Origin of the sequence: Streptomyces sp. MNU76 (assembly GCF_020982545.1) — a bacterium.
In the GTDB taxonomy this organism is placed as follows: Bacteria; Actinomycetota; Actinomycetes; order Streptomycetales; family Streptomycetaceae; genus Streptomyces.
This window is the reverse complement of record NZ_JAJKLK010000022.1, coordinates 357,422-372,904: the sequence shown is the minus strand read 5'-3', so window position 1 is coordinate 372,904 and position 15,483 is coordinate 357,422. Positions and strand designations below refer to the sequence as shown.

Here is a 15,483-nt window from a genome sequence, read left to right as displayed (position 1 = left end):
TCCCCCCGAGTCCCCCGGCCCGCCGCGCAGCGGTGACGTCCGCAGGCGCGGACGCGCTGTCCGTTGTACCCAGCGCGAGACACCCGCCAACGCACCATTACGGAAAATGCGCTTATCTGCGCAGAAGGAGCGTCATTGTCCGTGCCGACATCAGACAAGGACAGCAGGGGTCGGCCGCGTGAACCATCCGCCGGAGCGACACGGCCGTGGCTGATAGCGGGCTTCTGTGAGAGTGCCCTGGAGATCGCGGTGGGCGCGGTGTCGCCGAAGTCGGTGTGGGAGGGCGTGCAGCGGCGCGGCACGTCATCCACAGAGAGGCACCGCCTTCTTGTTCTTTATCTACCAAGATCTTCCGGGCTTGCCGATGGCCTTGAGGGTCTCGGGGCGTTTGACGGTCTTGCCGACGTCGTAGCGGGGTGCCGGTGTTTGTTCTTGGCGCCGGGTGGCCGTCCGGGGCCTGCGCCTCTGGGTTTGGGAACACGGGTCGGGCAGGCGAGGTGGGCGCGGATGTTCCTGAACCCCCGTCGGACCCGGGCCGGGGTGAGCCGGTAGAGGGTGGCGGGTTTCTCCCAGGGCCGGCGGAGGTCTTCGGCGAGTGGCCGGGCGAGCCGGAGCTGGGTGTGGGCGACGATCAGGAGCCAGGTCCAGCGGTCCGCAGCCTCGGGAGTACGGAGTTTCGGGGTGGTCCAGCCGAGGGTCTGTTTCGCGAAGCGGAAGGTGTGCTCCAGGTCGAAGCGGCGGAGAAATGCCTGCCAGAAGCGGTCCACGTCGTCCGGGGTCGCACCGGTCTTCGAGGACCATAACAAGTGCTGGTCACAGCCACTCGTTGATGGCTGCGACCAGCACTGTCGCCTCGTAGCGGACGGCGAGCTTGTCGTATCTCGTGGCGACCGCACGGTGGCGCTTGAGGCGGTTGATTCCGCACTCCACCGCGTGACGCTCTTTGTAGTCGTCCTTGTCGAACTTCGGCGGCCGGCCACCGCGGGAACCGCGCTTCTTGCGGTTGGCGATCTGGTCGCGCTTCTCCGGGATCGTGCGGCGGATACCGCGCTTGCGCAGTTAGGCGCGGTTCGCGCGGGAGCCGTACGCCTTGTCGGCACGAACCTTGTCCGGCCGGGTGCGCGGGCGCCCCGGCCCGAGCCGGGGCACCCGGATACGGCCCAGGACCACCTGGAACTGCGGTGAGTCACCGGGCTGCCCGGCCGTGACCACCAGAGACATCGGCTTCTGGGCCTGCTCGACCGCCAGGTGGAGCTTGGTCGTCAGCCCGCCCCGGGACCGTCCGAGTCCGTGGTCGTCGGGCTCGGCGAAGAGACCACCTGGCGGCTCGACCTGCAGATCCCCCTTTTGCGAGCACCCGCCGCGTGCTGGTGGGCGCGGGCGATGGTCGAGTCCACCGAGACATCCCAGGTGATCAGCCCCTCGGCGTCGGCCCGGGCCTGCAGCTGCTCGAAGATGCGGTGCCAGGTGCCGTCCCGTTGCCAGCGCCGGAACAGACCGTAGACCGTCTCCCGCGGGCCGTACCGCTCGGGCACGTCCCGCCAGGGAGCACCAGCGCGAGTGCGCCAGCGTATGCCGTCTATCAACTGCCGCTTGGTATGCACCGGCGGCCGTCCGGGCTTCTTGCCGACCGGGAGCAGCGGCTCCAGCTTTGCCCACTGCCCATTCGTCAGATCATGCCTCCCCATGAAGTGGATCTTGACATATCAAGATCCACTTCTGAAACGCACCCTAGTCGCTGAGGTCCTGCTCCGCCGGCTCGCCCCGGCCCACCGAGAGGGACCAGTGCACTCCCGGGGCGGCGGTGACGGAGACCGTGCCGGCGCGGTCCGAGTCCTCGGAATCGAACTCGTTGAGGATGTTCGTCACTTCGCCGTCGAGGCACTCCATGGGGAACGAGGCGTTCATGGGGCGGAGCACGACCTCGATCTTGCCCTTACCCTCGCAGCTCACGGCGACGGACAGGGCCGTGCCCTCACCCTTCCTTGCCGCCTCGAACTCCAGGTGCGCGCTGTCGCGCGTCTTGTTCTGACGCAGGACCACGCGATCGGCGATGGGGTCCAGGGCCTCCTCCGCCACCTCGCGGGCCGTGTCGCCCTCACCCTCCCCCTCGTTCGCGTCCGAGGCCGGGGTCGCCTTCGCCTGGGGCTGCTCGACCGACCCTCCGGGCCGTCGTTCCGGTGATCCGGTGTCACCGTCGGACCCGGACGAGCAAGCGGCGGTGGAGAGGAGAGCGGCCGCCGAGAGAAGTGTCAGGACGGCGGTGCGCGCGCGGACGTGCCTGCGTGCTGTTGATGACATGAACGACCCCCGTATGTCTGCCCGTTGGTCACGAGCGAGGTCGTGATCATGGCACCGGGGCGAGAGTGACAACAAGGAGACGGGGCGGGTTCAGAGCAGAATCTGAGGTTGCCCGCCCCTCCTTGCGGAAGCGCTCGCCTCAGTCGCGCGAGGAAGGGCGGTCGGGTGCGGGCGCCGACGTGGTGCGGATGTGCTCCGTATGGTCGTCGGTAGGCCACGCCCCCTACCTTGGGCCGCATGGCTGACGAGATCTTCCGTGACCGGCGGCTGGCCGAGCTCTACGACCCCCTCGACCCCGATCGCGGCGACCTGGACGCCTACCTGCGCATCGCGGAGGAGTTCGGCGCCCGGAAGGTGCTGGACATCGGCTGTGGGACGGGGGTGTTCGCGCTGCTGCTGGCGGACCGTGGGGTGGAGGTCGTCGGGATCGACCCGGCCGGCGCCTCTCTCGATGTCGCGCGGGCCAAACCGGGGGCGGACCGGGTCCGCTGGATCCACGGGGACGCGACGGCCCTTCCCCCGCTCCGGGTCGACCTCGTGACGATGACGGCCAACGTGGCGCAGGCGATCACGGACCCGGAGGGATGGCGGCGAACACTCGCGGGCGCGTACGAGGCCCTGCGACCAGGCGGCCACCTGGTCTTCGAGACCCGCGACCCGGCCAGGAGGGCCTGGGAGGCGTGGAATCGTGAGGACTCGTACGGGGTGACCGACGTGCCGGGCTTCGGCACGGTCGAGAGCTGGGTGGAGCTGACCGAGGTCACCGGCCAACTGGTCACCTTCCGCTGGCACTACACCTACAACGGCGGCAAGAAACGGCGCACCTCCGTCTCCACCCTCAGATTCCGCGAGCGCCACGAGATCGAGACGGAGCTGGCCGATCACGGATATGTGCTTGAGGACGTACGGGACGCTCCCGACCGTCCCGGCAGGGAGTTCGTGTTCGTGGCGCGCCGGCCGCCGACGGTGTGACGGCCGCCGACGGGCGTCGCACCGCGTCACCCGGAACCGACTCACCGAGCCTGCCTTCGCGAAGCGGCTGCGGCCCCGGGATTTCAGGTGTGCATCAGTGCCAGCGCCTGCTTGAGGTTGTGCTCGGCGATGCCCGCCATGAACGCCCGGTCGGGGAAGTCCCCGTCGAGCGTCCGCCGCCCAGCGCGGCCCGCGCCGCACCCGCCAACTGCTCCCGTGCCACCGACCTGCAGGCCACGCTCCGAACCGCCTCTCCGTCACGATCATCCGTTCGGCGATCAGTTGAACACGGGAGCCTGGCGGTACGCGGAGGATGTCAGGCGCGACGCCGGCGTTCCTTCAGCGAGCGCAGCAGGGCGCCGAAGGCGGTGGGGGCGGCGTCGAGTGTGGTTCGGGTGGGGTCGGCGGATTCGATGAGGCGGATGGTGGCGCTGGGTGGTGGAGGTCGGCGGGCGATTGCGCGTGGGGGTGTGGGACCGGGACTGGCGGGTGCCAGCCGGGTTCGAGGCGGAGGGCGCGGCCGTCCATGACGAGGGGGTGAAGCGGAGCGGGGTCGGGGGCTGGGCATCGTACGGGCATGCTCCGAGGCGCGGGGCGTGTCCGCGTTGCGGGGCCCAGGGGCCTGGCCGGGCGGGAAGCTGCTGTGGGTCGACTGCGGGGCGGTCATGGCCTGAGCTCACGCATGAGGCCTCACGCCGAGGGGCCTCGTGTCGCTCGGCGGGCTACACTCGGTTCTGGGCTTAGTCCAGCGCTTAGTCCACTTTGGTGGCCGGATCGTGAGGCAGTCATGGAAGCAGCCCGTCAGTACAACGTCCACGAAGCCAAGACGCACTTCTCGCGGATCCTGGAGCAGGTCGCGACCGGTGAGGAGATCGTGATCAGCAAGGCGGGGGAGCCGGTGGCCAAGCTGGTGCCGCTGCGCCCCAAGGTGAAGCGGACCGGCCGCGGCTCGCTCCGGGGACGGATCCACATCCCCGACGACTTCGACGAGCTGCCCGACGACATCGCCGACGCCTTCGGGATGCGCTGATGCGACTGCTGCTCGACACTCATGTCGTCCTCTGGTGGCTGGACGACTCCCCCGAGCTGTCCGGTGAGATCAAGGATCTCCTCGACACCGAACCGGCGGTGTACGTCAGCGCGGTGTCGCCCTGGGAGATCGCCATCAAGCAGACGCTCGGAAGGCTGGAGGGTCCCGAAGACCTGGCCGAGCGCGTACGCGACAGCCAGTTCGGCGGCCTGCCCGTGACCGCCGGGCACGGCGTGCGTGCGGGCAGGCTGCCGGCGCACCACCGGGACCCCTTCGACCGGATACTGGTCGCTCAGGCACAGATCGAAGGGATGACCCTCGTGACGCGGGACAAGTGGATCCCGCAGTACGACGTGCGGGTCATGCCCGTGTGAGTGCGGAGGAGTTACGCGCCGCTCCGCTCCGCCAGGTCCACCCGCACCGTCAGCAGTCGTGAGCCCAGTACCCGTACCGCCGTGCTGTTCATGCGCGGCAGCGTGCGCAGGCGGGCGATCGGGTCGTCGTCGGGGAGGAGGTGGGCCGTGCCCTCGTGCCAGCGGCCCCGGATGCGGACGCGGACCGAGGGGTCGGCCTTGATGTTGCGGATGTAGTGGGAGGCGTCGCCGTACTCGGAGACCAGCCAGAAGGAGTCGCCGACGCGGCGGCCGCCGATGGGCGTGCGGCGGGGGAGGCCGGACGTGCGGCCGGTGGTCTCCAGGACCGTCTGGAGCGGTACGCGGCGGAGCACCGGGTTGGCGACGTGCCGCTGGAAGGCCGTCACGACACGTTGCTTGAGGTCCATGGGGGCGGTGGGGTCCTCGTTCCGGGACATCGGCTCGGTTCTCCTCGGGCGGTGGGAGGTACGGAGTACAGGATCGGCCCACCGGGCCCCGGCGGCTCGGTCGCGTACAGGCCGTGACGAGAGCGGGCACCGGCCCCGTCGACGGCGTATGGTCCGCCGACCACATGGCGGTGGTGGCGGACCTGGCGGACGGGGTGGGGCCGCCGCGGGGGCCGACAGGCAGCCCGTGGCCGGGGCACGCTGAAGCCCCCGGCCACGTACACGCACCGCCGAGGCCGCCCGCCGCCTTCCCTACGGCTTCCGGCCCACCCCGCCGTGCTGCCCGATCGGCTTCGGCTCGCCCGCCGTCGTGTCGTCCGGGTGCCACAGGGGGACGGAGACGACGCCCGGCGGGAGCAGGTCGAGGCCGTCGAAGTAGCCGGTGATCTGGTCGATCGGGCGCAGGAAGTACGGGACGGCGCCCGTCTCGTTGTAGGCGTCCTGGGCGCGCTCGTAGTCGGGATCGGTGCCCCGGGAGCCCTCGTTGATGTTGAGGTAGCTGCCGGACGGGAGACCGGCGAGCAGGCGGCGGACGATGTCACGGGCCTCGTCGTACGAGCTGACGTGCCCCAGGATGCCGCTGAGGATCAGCACGGTCGGCCGGGAGAGATCCAGTGTCGCCGTCGCGGCCTCCAGGATGCGCTCCGGCTCGTACAGGCTGGCGTCGACGTACGCGGTGGCGCCCTCCGGGGAGGAGTACAGCAGCGCGCGGGCGTGCGCGAGGACCATCGGGTCGTTGTCGACGTAGACGATCCGCGCGTCCGGGGCGCTGCGCTGGGCGACCTGGTGGGTGTTGTCGGCCGTGGGCAGCCCGGTGCCGACGTCCAGGAACTGCCGGACGCCCTCCACCTCCACCAGGTGCCGGATGCTGCGCCGCAGGTACGCGCGGCTGCTGCGGGCGATGGTCACGATGCCGGGGAAGGCGCCGGCGTACGCGTCGCCTGCCGCCTCGTCCACCGGGTAGTTGTCCTTGCCGCCCAGCCAGTAGTTCCAGATGCGGGCGGAGGCGGGCACCGAGGTGTCGACCTTCTCCTTCGCCGCCGGAGCCGCCGCCGGGTCGGGCGTCGTCGCGTGATCGGTCATGGGCGCCGTCTCCTCCGCCGTGCAGGTGCGCCGTCGCACGGACGGACGCACGTTTGTGTCGAGCCAAACATAAGGCTCAACACAGTTGTTTCGTACGCGGGTTCCCCCTGTCGGTCCCGCATCTTGGGGGTGGCTGCTATCGCCGCCCCAGGAAGATCGGGTTGGTGAAGGCCGCCAGTGGGCCCGGGAACCCCGGCACGATCGGCGGCCGGCGGACCTCGGCGCGTACGTACGCCGCGTACGAGGCCGTCGTACGCCACTGGGCCGCGCCCGTGCCGGACTCCGGGATCGCGGGCGAGGTGAACAGGACGCCCTGGTCGGTGACGAAGCGGACGGTGCAGCCGGCGGAGCCCGTCGCCTCCAGACGGACGGTGACCGGGGTGTCGCCGTCCACCTTCAACCGCTCGCCGATGCCCGCGTGTTCGCCGCGCGGCCCGGACGCCGTGAACGACACGGACACGTCCTTGGACTCGGCGACGTACGAGCGGCCCGCCCGCAGCCCCTCCTGGATCGCCTCCCGGCTCAACTCCTCGGCCAGGACGACCGTCTGGGGGCGGCCGACGGGGTCGGGATCGCGGTGGGCGTCGCTGTTGCCCATCGCCGGGATCCAGTCCTGACGGCCCTCGCGCACCGCCGCGACGAGCATGCCGTCCCAGTCGGCGAGCGCCACCTCGTCCTCCGGCGAGTACGCCCCGTTCCACACCTCCACCGCGTCCGCCTCGCCGAAGCCGAACTTCCAGTTGCAGCCGATGCAGGTGGCGTGCGGGTGGGCGGGGACGACCAGACCCCCGGCGCGGCGGATCTGCCGCGCGTATTTGCCGAACCGGTTGTCCCGCGCCCGGTAGCGCCAGTCGACGAACGTGCCCGGGTCGACGCCGAGCGCCACCACGTGCCCGTTGCGCGTGGTGACCTCCTCGCCCAGCATGATCAGCAGGTCGTCACCCGCGTGCTCGGCCCAATGGGCGTGCGCGGACTGGGTGTTGTGCTCCGAGCTGTTGATGAAGTCCAGTCCCGCGGCCCGCGCGAGCGCCGCCAGCTCGGCGGGCGTACGGCGGCCGTCGGAGTACCAGGAGTGCAGATGGCAGTCGCCCCGGTACCAGGCCCGGCCCCGCCCCTTGGCCCGTGCCGGCGGGTAGACCGGCTTCACCGCCGCGGCCGGCCTGCCGTACGTCAGGGTGATCGTGATCTCGTACGGCAGCCCGTCCGGGGCCACCGTGTACGGGCCCAGCGCGATGTGCCAGGTCCCGGGGCGTACGGGGCCCGGGAGGTAGCCCGGGGTCGCCTCGTCGGTCCGGATGAAGAACTCGGTGCGGGCGCCGCCCGACCAGCCGCGGAAGCCCTTGCCGCCCAGTTCGGTGCCGCGCTCGTCGAAGACGCCGATGTCGAGGGCGTTGCCCATCGTGCCGGCCGGGACGGTCGTTCTCTCGTAGCTGTAGGAGACCCTGAACTCCCTGACACCGGAGGGTACTTCGACCGGCAGATACACGAAGTCGGGGGAGCCGGTGGGGAGGGTTCCCCTGATCGTCCTGGTCTCCTGCTCGCCGTCCGCGGCCTCGGCGCCGCTCGTCCCAAAGGTCACGCTTCCCAACGTAAGCGCGGCCGCCGCCGACGTCACGAACAGCGCGCGCCTTCCCAGTCCGTTCCCGTCACCGTGGTGGTCGTCGCACATGCTGCTGCTCCCCAGGTCGGTCGTGAGTGACATGGCGTGGGTGGTGCGTGGAGTGGTGCGGGGGTGGTGCGTGGTGCCCGCCACCTTCGTATGCGGTGGTGAACTGCGGGGCAAGGGAAAGGAATCGCCAGTTTTCGATACGCGGCAGAGCGAGACAGTGGGCGGGGGAGCGTGCGTGTGGACACCGATCTGTGTGCTGGGCGGAGCCGGTGTCACAGACCGGGTCGCGCACGGCCATGTCGCGGACCGGTTCGTGGAGATCGGCTCCCTGACCAAGGTGCTCACGGGCACCCTCCTGGCCCGGCTGGCGGCGGAGGGGGAGCTGGACCTCGACACCCCGCTGGAGGAGTGCCTCGACGAGGTGCCGAGGGGGACCGGCATCACCCTGCGCCATCTCGCCGAACACACCTCGGGCCTGCCCCGGCTGCCCGCCGGACTCACCGGCCTGCCCACGGGCCCGCCCGACGACCCCTACGCCGATTTCACGGAGGCGGCGCTGCGGGACTCGCTGCGCGACCTGGACCGGCCGACGGCGGGACGGCCGGGCCGGGAGGAGTACTCCAACCTCGGCTACGCCGTGCTCGGGCTCGCGCTCACCACCGTCACCGGCCGCTCGTACCAACAACTGGTGGACACGCACGTCCTGTCGCCGCTCGGGCTGGGCGCGGGAGCGATGACGGCGAGCCCGCCGGAAGGGCGACGGCTCGTGCCGCGCGATCTGTTCGGCCGGCCCCGCCCCCTGTGGACCCTGACCGGGGCGATCCTGCCGGCCGGCGGCCTGTGGGCCGGCTGCCGGACGCTGGCGGACCTCCTCGTGGCCCTGCTCGTGGAACGCCCGTTCGGCGACCCGGCACCCTCCTGGCGACGGGCCCCCTCGCTCCGCTGGCACGACGGCTCCACCCGCGGTTCGTCCGTCGTGGCCGCCGCGCACGACGACGGCCGATGGGCCCTCGTCCACCGCCTCGGCCCCATGCCCGGCACGAGCAAAGCCGCGAAGCGCGCCCTGCGCGGGGCCACGCCACCGCCGACGCCCCGCGGCACCGGCACCACCCGCAGGCAAGGGTGAGTGCTCCTCAGCTCCCAGCCCTCCCTGAGCGCCGATCGGCCGCCCCCGCCGAGACCGTCCGGCCGCTCCTGCGCACGCCCGCCGCCCCCGGCGCCGATGAACACTGGTGAGCACCGACGCGTGCCGACCGGCCGACTCCCCTAAGTGCCGACCGGTCGGTATGGACATCCCTGTCCATAGCCGCTAGAGATGACACATGCGCATCTCCGTGACGATCTTCCTCACCGACGAGACGATCACTCCGACCCGGCTCGCCCGTGAGCTGGAGCAACGCGGTTTCGCGGGGCTCTACCTCCCCGAGCACACGCACATCCCCGTCGAGCGGACGACCCCGTACCCGGCCGGCGGCGACCTGCCGCGCGAGTACGGCCGCACCCTCGACCCCTTCGTCGCGCTCGGCCAGGCCGCCGCCGTCACCGAGCGGCTCGGGCTCGGCACCGGGATCACGCTGGTCGCCCAGCACGACCCGATCGACCTCGCGAAGCAGATCGCGACCGTCGACCACCTCTCCGGCGGCCGTCTCACCCTCGGCCTCGGCTACGGCTGGAACGTCGAGGAGGCCGCCGACCACGGGGTCGAGTGGCGCACCCGCCGGGAGCTGGTGCGGGACCGGATGGCGCTGATGCGGGCGCTGTGGGCGGAGGAGCCGACGGCGTACGAGGGGGAGTTCGGGAGCGTGCGGGCGAGCTCCGCGTACCCGAAGCCGGTGCAGAAGGCGCGCGGGCCGGTGGTGGGGCCGCGCACGCTGATCGGCGGGGCCGCGGGGCCGAAGCTGTTCGCGCACATCGCCGAGTACGCGGACGGCTGGCTGCCCATCGGGGGCGGGGCTCGGGAGGCGCTGCCGGTGCTGCGGGCGGCGTGGGCGGACGCCGGGCGCGATCCCGCCGGGTTGCAGGTCGTGCCGTACGCGGTGCAGCCGAGCGCGGGGAAGCTGGCGTACTACGCGGAGCTGGGGATCGAGGAGGCCGTGGTGCAGCTGCCTCCGGCGGGGGAGGCGGAGGTCCTGGGGCTGCTGGACGAGTACGCGGGGTTCCTGGGCGGCGGCGCCTGAGAGCCGAAGCGGCCGCGTCCTCGCGGGAGGACGCGGCCGAGGTGACTGCTGACTACTTCGCCGGACCCACCCGGATCGTGACCGTGGAGCCGTCCTTGGCCTCCTTGACGATCTGGATCCTGGTGTTGGTGTCGGTGATCTTGACTCCGCCCGTGGGGTTCTCCTCGTCGTAGTAGGTGTGGGTGCGGTCGTCGAAGACCGATACGCCCTTCTTCGACGTGACCTTCAGCGTGACCTTCTTGTCCTGGTGCAGCGTGAAGGCGTCCGTGCGGCCCAGGGTGAAGGTCGAGTCGTGCGTCTGGTGGTCGTTACCGGCCACCTCGCCGTCGGACCACTTCAGGGGCTTCGGATGGGCGTCGACCGGCAGCAGCAGGCCGACACCGGGGTGCTGGCTGGTGTTGTTGTCCTGCTGCGAGGTGTCCCACTTCCAGATCAGCAGGCCGTTCTGGTAGGGGTAGCGCTCCACCCAGTCCTGGCGCGTGAAGTTGTACGCGAGCTTGAGGCCCTTGTCGTACGACACGTACTGGCGGTTCTCGGCGACGTAGTACTGCTCGTGCTCCGTGGTGTACGAGCCGCCGAAGCGGGAGAAGCCGGCTGCCGTCCAGGCGGGGTCGGCGGTCTCGGCGTTGTCCGAGAAGAGGGGCGAGCCGTCGGCCGTGAAGGTGATCAGGTCGGCCACGAAACCCTTCTGGGCCACGTACTGGTCGGTCTGGTAGCGGAAGCGCAGATCGATCTTCCGGCCCGCGTAGCCGTCCAGGGAGTACGACAGCTTCCTGAAGCCGTCCGTCGTGCCGTCCAGGGCCGGCCTGCCGCCACCGTCACGGCCGATCGGCAGGTCGTCGGCGGTGCCGTCGATCGCGGTCCAGGTGGCGCCGCCGTCCGTGGAGACCTCGGTGTAGAGGTAGTCGTATCCCTTCTCGATGTCCCACCAGCCGTCGAGCGTCAGCGCCGCGGAGGTCTTTCCGGTGAGGTCCACGGAACGGGTCAGCGTGTTCGACAGGCTGTTGGCGCTGCCGCTCCACCACTGCAGCGAACCCTCCGAGGGCTGCACGACCTCGACCTTCACCTGTTTCTTGGGCAGCTCGACCACGAGGGCCTGCTTGTCCTTCGTGTTGTACTCGGCGATGCCCAGCTTGTGCGTGGACTTCGTTCCGGCCTTGGCCGTGTCGTAGTTCAGCCAGCCGAGCTGCAGCTTGTCCCACGCGGTCATGTCGCCGGGCACGTCACCGATCTCGGTCTTGCTCTGCCCGAGCCAGGAGCCGCCCGACATCAGGGTCCAGAAACCGGTGGAGTTGCTGCCCTTGCCGCTGGTGTCGTAGTGGTCCGGCAGACCGAGGTCGTGGCCGAACTCGTGGGCGAAGACACCGAGGCCGCCGTTCTCCGGCATGATCGTGTAGTCGCCGACCCAGATGCCGGTGTCGCCGATCGGGGCGCCACCGCGTTTGTTGCCCTCGGGACCGGTCTTGTCCCAGTCGTCGCCGAACGCGTACCAGCGGTGGGCCCAGATGGCGTCCTCGCCCTGCGTTCCCCCGCCGGCCTCCTCGCCCTCACCGGCGTGCACGATCTGGAAGTGGTCGATGTAGCCGTCGGGCTCGTTGAAGTCGCCGTCGCCGTCGAAGTCGCCGCGGTCCCAGGTGTCGAAGCCCGCCAGGTCCGTCTTGATCTCGGCGTCCGTGCGTCCGGCCGCCTTCTGCTGCTCGACCCAGGCGGTGACGCCGTCCGCGACGACCTGCCAGGCGCAGGTGTCGGGCTGGCACTTGTTCGAGCCGTAACGGGCCTCGTTGTAGGGGACCTTGACCCAGTCCGAGACCTCGCCTTCGATCGAGTAGCGGCCCGAGGACTGCTTCTCGTAGTACTTCTTCATCGACTCGGTCTTCTTGCCCGTGCCGAAAAGCAGTTGCTCGTAGTGCTTCCGGTTGTAGTCGGCCCGCCAGGCCGTCCAGTTGTCCTCCTTGCGGTCCGGCTCGGCTATACGGTTGTGCAGGGGGCCGGGCGTGCCGCCGTAGCGGTCGTCCGTCCCGTCGCCGAACTCGACGAGGGTTGTGAAGATCCTGTCGGTCTTCTCGCGCCCCAGCTCGACGTACTTGGGGTCGCCGTTCTTGCTCTTCAGCTGCACGACCTGGGAGCCGTCGCGGTCCTTGACCGTGGCGTCGCCGGATATGACCTGCTTCAGTGCCTCCTCGCGGTGGGCGGCCTGTGTCCTGCTGAGTGGGTTTCCGAGGTCGTGCTGGTGCTGGTGCTGGTGCTCGTGCGCGGCGTGGGTGGGCGCGTGGGCTTCGGCGGCCTGCGTGCCGGTGACGGTGGAGAGCGTGAACGTCGCCGCGGCGGTGGCGAGGGCCACACCGGTCGCTGCGGCCCTGAACGTCCAGCGGTTGCTGGTCACTTGGTGGGGGGCCTTCCCTGTACGCGGTCGGCCGTGCGAGCGGGTGGACGGTCCTGTCCCGTGACGCCCGGGGCCTGTGACACGCGGGATGGTTCAAGTGAACGTATTTGACCGGAGGTTGCGAGAAAAAGAGAGTTCGCAATCGCCCCTGGCACGAGTAACTCCGTTATCGGACAGCTGTATTCGGCCTCACGCACAAACTGTTCACTGGTCCCGCAAATAAGACGCAAAATTACCCGCTGGTATTACTGGAAGTTCATGGGTGGCGGTCATGGGTGGCGGTAATTCATGGCGGGTATGCGGCGCCGACGCGGATTCGTCGGCGGCTGAATAGCGCGGGTGGCGGGCCGTCCGTAGGTCGCCCGCCCGCCACCGGCGATTACACCGTGTAACGAATCCCGGTCCATCCGGCCCGCCGTGCCTGTCTGGGCCGATCCGGTCGCTCGTATGCTCGACGGATGACGACTTCCGCGACCTCTGGAAACGGACCCACCGACTCCACCGGCTCCACCACTCCCACCGGGAACTCGATGCGGCGCGCGCTCAAACGCGCCCGCGACGGCGTGGCGCTCGACGTGAGCGAGGCGGCGGTGCTGCTCCAGGCGCGCGGCGCCGACCTGGAGGACCTCGCCGCGACGGCGGCGCGGGTGCGGGACGCGGGGCTGGCCGAGGCCGGGCGGCCCGGTGTCATCACGTACTCGAAGAGCGTCTTCGTCCCGCTCACCCGGCTCTGCCGGGACAAGTGCCACTACTGCACCTTCGTCACCGTCCCGGGCAAGCTCCGCCGGGCCGGACACGGCATGTTCATGTCGCCGGACGAGGTGCTGGACGTGGCCCGCAAGGGGGCCGCGCTCGGCTGCAAGGAAGCGCTGATCACGCTCGGCGACAAGCCGGAGGACCGCTGGCCGGAGGCGCGCGAGTGGCTCGACGCGCACGGCTACGACGACACGATCGCCTACGTCCGCGCCATCTCCATCCGCATCCTGGAGGAGACGGGGCTGCTCCCGCACCTCAACCCCGGCGTGATGAGCTGGACGGACTTCCAGCGCCTCAAGCCCGTCGCGCCCTCGATGGGCATGATGCTGGAGACGACCGCGACCCGGCTGTGGTCCGAGCCGGGCGGTCCGCACCACGGCTCCCCGGACAAGGAACCGGCCGTCCGGCTGCGGGTGCTGGAGGACGCGGGCCGCTCCTCGGTCCCCTTCACCTCCGGCGTCCTCATCGGCATCGGTGAGACGTACGAGGAGAGGGCTGAGTCCCTCTTCGCCCTCCGGAAGGTCTCCCGCGCCTACCACGGCATCCAGGAGCTGATCATCCAGAACTTCCGCGCCAAGCCGGACACCGCGATGCGCGGCATGCCGGACGCGGAGCTGGACGAGCTGGTCGCCGCGGTGGCCGTCGCCCGGCTCATCATGGGCCCGTCCGGCTGCATCCAGGCGCCGCCGAACCTGGTCGACAGCGAGTACGAGCGGCTGATCGGCGCCGGGATCGACGACTGGGGCGGGGTGTCGCCGCTCACCATCGACCATGTGAACCCCGAGCGCCCCTGGCCGCAGATCGAGGAACTCACCGAACGCTCCCGGGCGGCCGGCTTCGAGCTGCGCGAACGTCTCTGTGTCTACCCGGAGTTCGTGACGCGCGGCGAACCGTGGCTCGACCCGCGCCTGCTGCCGCACGTCCGGGCACTGGCCGACCCCGAGACCGGGCTCGCGCTGCCGGACGCCGTCGTCGAGGGCCACCCGTGGCAGGAGCCCGACGAGGTCTTCGTCGCCGCCGGACGCACGGATCTGCACACCGCCATCGACACCGAGGGCCGCACCGGCGACCGCCGCGAGGACTTCGACTCCGTCTACGGCGACTGGGGCGCCCTGCGCGAGGCGGCGGCGCCCGGGATGGTCCCCGAGCGCATCGACACGGACGTACGAGCGGCGCTGGCGACGGCGGCCGACGACCCGACGAAGCTGACGGACGCCGAGGCGCTCGCCCTGCTGCACGCGGACGGCCCCGCGCTCGACGCGCTCACCCGGATCGCGGACGACGTCCGCAGGTCGGCCGTCGGCGACGACGTCACGTACATCGTCACCCGCAACATCAACTTCACCAACGTCTGCTACACCGGCTGCCGCTTCTGCGCCTTCGCGCAGCGCCGCACGGACGCCGACGCGTACACGCTCTCCCTGGACCAGGTCGCCGACCGCGCCCAGCAGGCCTGGGACCTCGGCGCGGTCGAGGTGTGCATGCAGGGCGGCATCCACCCCGACCTGCCGGGCACGGCCTACTTCGACATCGCGAAGGCCGTGAAGTCCCGCGTCCCCGGCATGCACGTCCACGCCTTCTCCCCGATGGAGGTGGTGAACGGCGCGACCCGCACCGGGATGTCGATCCGCGAATGGCTGACGGCCGCGAAGGAGGCGGGCCTCGACTCCATCCCCGGCACGGCGGCGGAGATCCTGGACGACGAGGTCCGCTGGGTCCTCACCAAGGGCAAACTGCCGACGGCGACCTGGATCGAGGTGGTGACGACCGCCCACGAACTGGGCATCCGCTCCTCCTCGACGATGATGTACGGCCACGTCGACCAGCCCCGGCACTGGCTGGGCCACCTCCGCACCCTGGCACGGATCCAGCAACAGACGGGCGGTTTCACGGAGTTCGTGACCCTCCCCTTCATCCACACCAACGCGCCCGTGTACCTGGCGGGCATCTCCCGCCCCGGCCCGACGACCCGCGACAACCGCGCCGTCACCGCCATGGCGCGCCTCCTGCTCCACCCCCACATCCCCAACATCCAGACCAGCTGGGTGAAGCTGGGCACGGAGGGCGCGGCGGAGATGCTCCGGTCGGGCGCCAACGACCTGGGCGGCACCCTGATGGAGGAGACCATCTCCCGCATGGCGGGCTCCTCCTACGGCTCCTACAAGTCGGTCAAGGACCTGATCGCGGTCGCGGACACGGCGGGCCGCCCCGCCCGCCCGCGCACCACGCTGTACGGGGCCGTCCCGGAGGAGCGGCAACGGGCGGCCGAGGCCTCCGACGGTCATCTGCCGGAGTTGTTGCCGGTGTTGGACTGACGCGCGATCGGTTCTCGCCCCCTGCCGACGGGGAAGG

11 protein-coding genes and 3 pseudogenes are annotated in these 15,483 nt (G+C 70.6%); 6 read left to right on the top strand and 8 right to left on the bottom strand.

What is annotated here, in order from left to right; translation table 11 throughout:
- Nucleotides 1–339 precede the first annotated feature (339 nt).
- From E4N62_RS36815 to E4N62_RS36805, 3 genes and pseudogenes are all read right to left on the bottom strand, one after another.
- Nucleotides 340–803 (bottom strand): annotated as a pseudogene (locus E4N62_RS36815) (transposase); the annotation flags it as partial.
- Nucleotides 804–813: 10 nt separating this feature from the next.
- Nucleotides 814–1,688, bottom strand: a pseudogene (locus tag E4N62_RS36810) (IS5 family transposase).
- A gap of 43 nt (nucleotides 1,689–1,731) precedes the next feature.
- A complete protein-coding gene (locus tag E4N62_RS36805) occupies nucleotides 1,732–2,301 on the bottom strand; it encodes a hypothetical protein (protein WP_230221528.1) in 570 nt (189 codons plus the stop codon).
- A 237-nt stretch (nucleotides 2,302–2,538) separates the two neighbouring features.
- Between E4N62_RS36805 and E4N62_RS36800 the strand changes: the two genes are divergently transcribed.
- Entirely contained in the window at nucleotides 2,539–3,273 is a 735-nt protein-coding gene (locus E4N62_RS36800) for a bifunctional 2-polyprenyl-6-hydroxyphenol methylase/3-demethylubiquinol 3-O-methyltransferase UbiG (protein WP_230221526.1), read from the top strand.
- Nucleotides 3,274–3,356: 83 nt separating this feature from the next.
- Here the strand turns inward: E4N62_RS36800 and E4N62_RS36795 are convergent.
- Nucleotides 3,357–3,449 (bottom strand): annotated as a pseudogene (locus tag E4N62_RS36795) (aminoglycoside phosphotransferase family protein); the annotation flags it as partial.
- Nucleotides 3,450–4,060: 611 nt separating this feature from the next.
- On the opposite strand from E4N62_RS36795, the gene E4N62_RS36790 reads away from it, so the two are divergent.
- The gene (locus E4N62_RS36790) at nucleotides 4,061–4,303 is read left to right on the top strand and encodes a type II toxin-antitoxin system Phd/YefM family antitoxin (RefSeq protein ID WP_230221524.1); all 243 of its coding nucleotides are present in this window, start codon (nucleotides 4,061–4,063) and stop codon (nucleotides 4,301–4,303) included.
- Nucleotides 4,303–4,677 (top strand): type II toxin-antitoxin system VapC family toxin, encoded by a 375-nt coding sequence (locus E4N62_RS36785; protein ID WP_230221522.1) that lies wholly within the window; start codon nucleotides 4,303–4,305, stop codon nucleotides 4,675–4,677. Before E4N62_RS36790 ends, E4N62_RS36785 begins: the two co-directional genes overlap by 1 nt.
- An 11-nt stretch (nucleotides 4,678–4,688) precedes the next feature.
- On the opposite strand, the gene E4N62_RS36780 is transcribed toward E4N62_RS36785, so the two are convergent.
- The 3 genes from E4N62_RS36780 to E4N62_RS36765 form a co-directional block, all read right to left on the bottom strand.
- Nucleotides 4,689–5,114: a nitroreductase/quinone reductase family protein gene (locus E4N62_RS36780; RefSeq protein WP_230221520.1), complete on the bottom strand. Its 426-nt coding sequence runs from the start codon at nucleotides 5,112–5,114 to the stop codon at nucleotides 4,689–4,691.
- 261 nt (nucleotides 5,115–5,375) lie between these two features.
- On the bottom strand, nucleotides 5,376–6,206 hold the full coding sequence (locus tag E4N62_RS36770; protein WP_230221518.1) for an SAM-dependent methyltransferase: 831 nt from the start codon (nucleotides 6,204–6,206) through the stop codon (nucleotides 5,376–5,378).
- A gap of 136 nt (nucleotides 6,207–6,342) precedes the next feature.
- Nucleotides 6,343–7,875 carry a CehA/McbA family metallohydrolase gene (locus E4N62_RS36765; RefSeq protein WP_230221721.1) on the bottom strand — a complete coding sequence of 511 codons (1,533 nt, stop codon included), beginning with the start codon at nucleotides 7,873–7,875 and terminating at the stop codon, nucleotides 6,343–6,345.
- Between the two features lie 175 nt (nucleotides 7,876–8,050).
- On the opposite strand from E4N62_RS36765, the gene E4N62_RS36760 reads away from it, so the two are divergent.
- Both E4N62_RS36760 and E4N62_RS36755 read left to right on the top strand, forming a co-directional pair.
- The gene (locus E4N62_RS36760; protein ID WP_230221516.1) at nucleotides 8,051–8,941 is read left to right on the top strand and encodes a serine hydrolase; all 891 of its coding nucleotides are present in this window, start codon (nucleotides 8,051–8,053) and stop codon (nucleotides 8,939–8,941) included.
- Nucleotides 8,942–9,137: 196 nt separating this feature from the next.
- Nucleotides 9,138–9,992, top strand: coding sequence for an LLM class F420-dependent oxidoreductase (locus tag E4N62_RS36755; RefSeq protein WP_230221514.1), 855 nt, complete (start codon nucleotides 9,138–9,140; stop codon nucleotides 9,990–9,992).
- A gap of 52 nt (nucleotides 9,993–10,044) precedes the next feature.
- Here the strand turns inward: E4N62_RS36755 and E4N62_RS36750 are convergent, their stop codons facing one another.
- Nucleotides 10,045–12,375 (bottom strand): immune inhibitor A domain-containing protein, encoded by a 2,331-nt coding sequence (locus E4N62_RS36750; RefSeq protein WP_230221511.1) that lies wholly within the window; start codon nucleotides 12,373–12,375, stop codon nucleotides 10,045–10,047.
- Between the two features lie 458 nt (nucleotides 12,376–12,833).
- Between E4N62_RS36750 and E4N62_RS36745 the strand changes: the two genes are divergently transcribed.
- A complete protein-coding gene (locus tag E4N62_RS36745; RefSeq protein ID WP_230221509.1) occupies nucleotides 12,834–15,446 on the top strand; it encodes a bifunctional FO biosynthesis protein CofGH in 2,613 nt (870 codons plus the stop codon).
- Nucleotides 15,447–15,483 lie beyond the last annotated feature (37 nt).

Excerpts from the sequence above, each read along its gene's own strand:
- E4N62_RS36785 (WP_230221522.1), top strand. The coding sequence starts at position 4,303 with ATGCGACTGCTGCTCGACACTCATGTCGTCCTCTGGTGGCTGGACGAC.
- E4N62_RS36790 (WP_230221524.1), top strand. The coding sequence starts at position 4,061 with ATGGAAGCAGCCCGTCAGTACAACGTCCACGAAGCCAAGACGCACTTC.
- E4N62_RS36755 (WP_230221514.1), top strand. The coding sequence starts at position 9,138 with ATGCGCATCTCCGTGACGATCTTCCTCACCGACGAGACGATCACTCCG.
- E4N62_RS36780 (WP_230221520.1), bottom strand. The coding sequence starts at position 5,114 with ATGTCCCGGAACGAGGACCCCACCGCCCCCATGGACCTCAAGCAACGT.
- E4N62_RS36805 (WP_230221528.1), bottom strand. The coding sequence starts at position 2,301 with ATGTCATCAACAGCACGCAGGCACGTCCGCGCGCGCACCGCCGTCCTG.
- E4N62_RS36770 (WP_230221518.1), bottom strand. The coding sequence starts at position 6,206 with ATGACCGATCACGCGACGACGCCCGACCCGGCGGCGGCTCCGGCGGCG.
- E4N62_RS36745 (WP_230221509.1), top strand. The coding sequence starts at position 12,834 with ATGACGACTTCCGCGACCTCTGGAAACGGACCCACCGACTCCACCGGC.
- E4N62_RS36765 (WP_230221721.1), bottom strand. The coding sequence starts at position 7,875 with ATGTGCGACGACCACCACGGTGACGGGAACGGACTGGGAAGGCGCGCG.
- E4N62_RS36800 (WP_230221526.1), top strand. The coding sequence starts at position 2,539 with ATGGCTGACGAGATCTTCCGTGACCGGCGGCTGGCCGAGCTCTACGAC.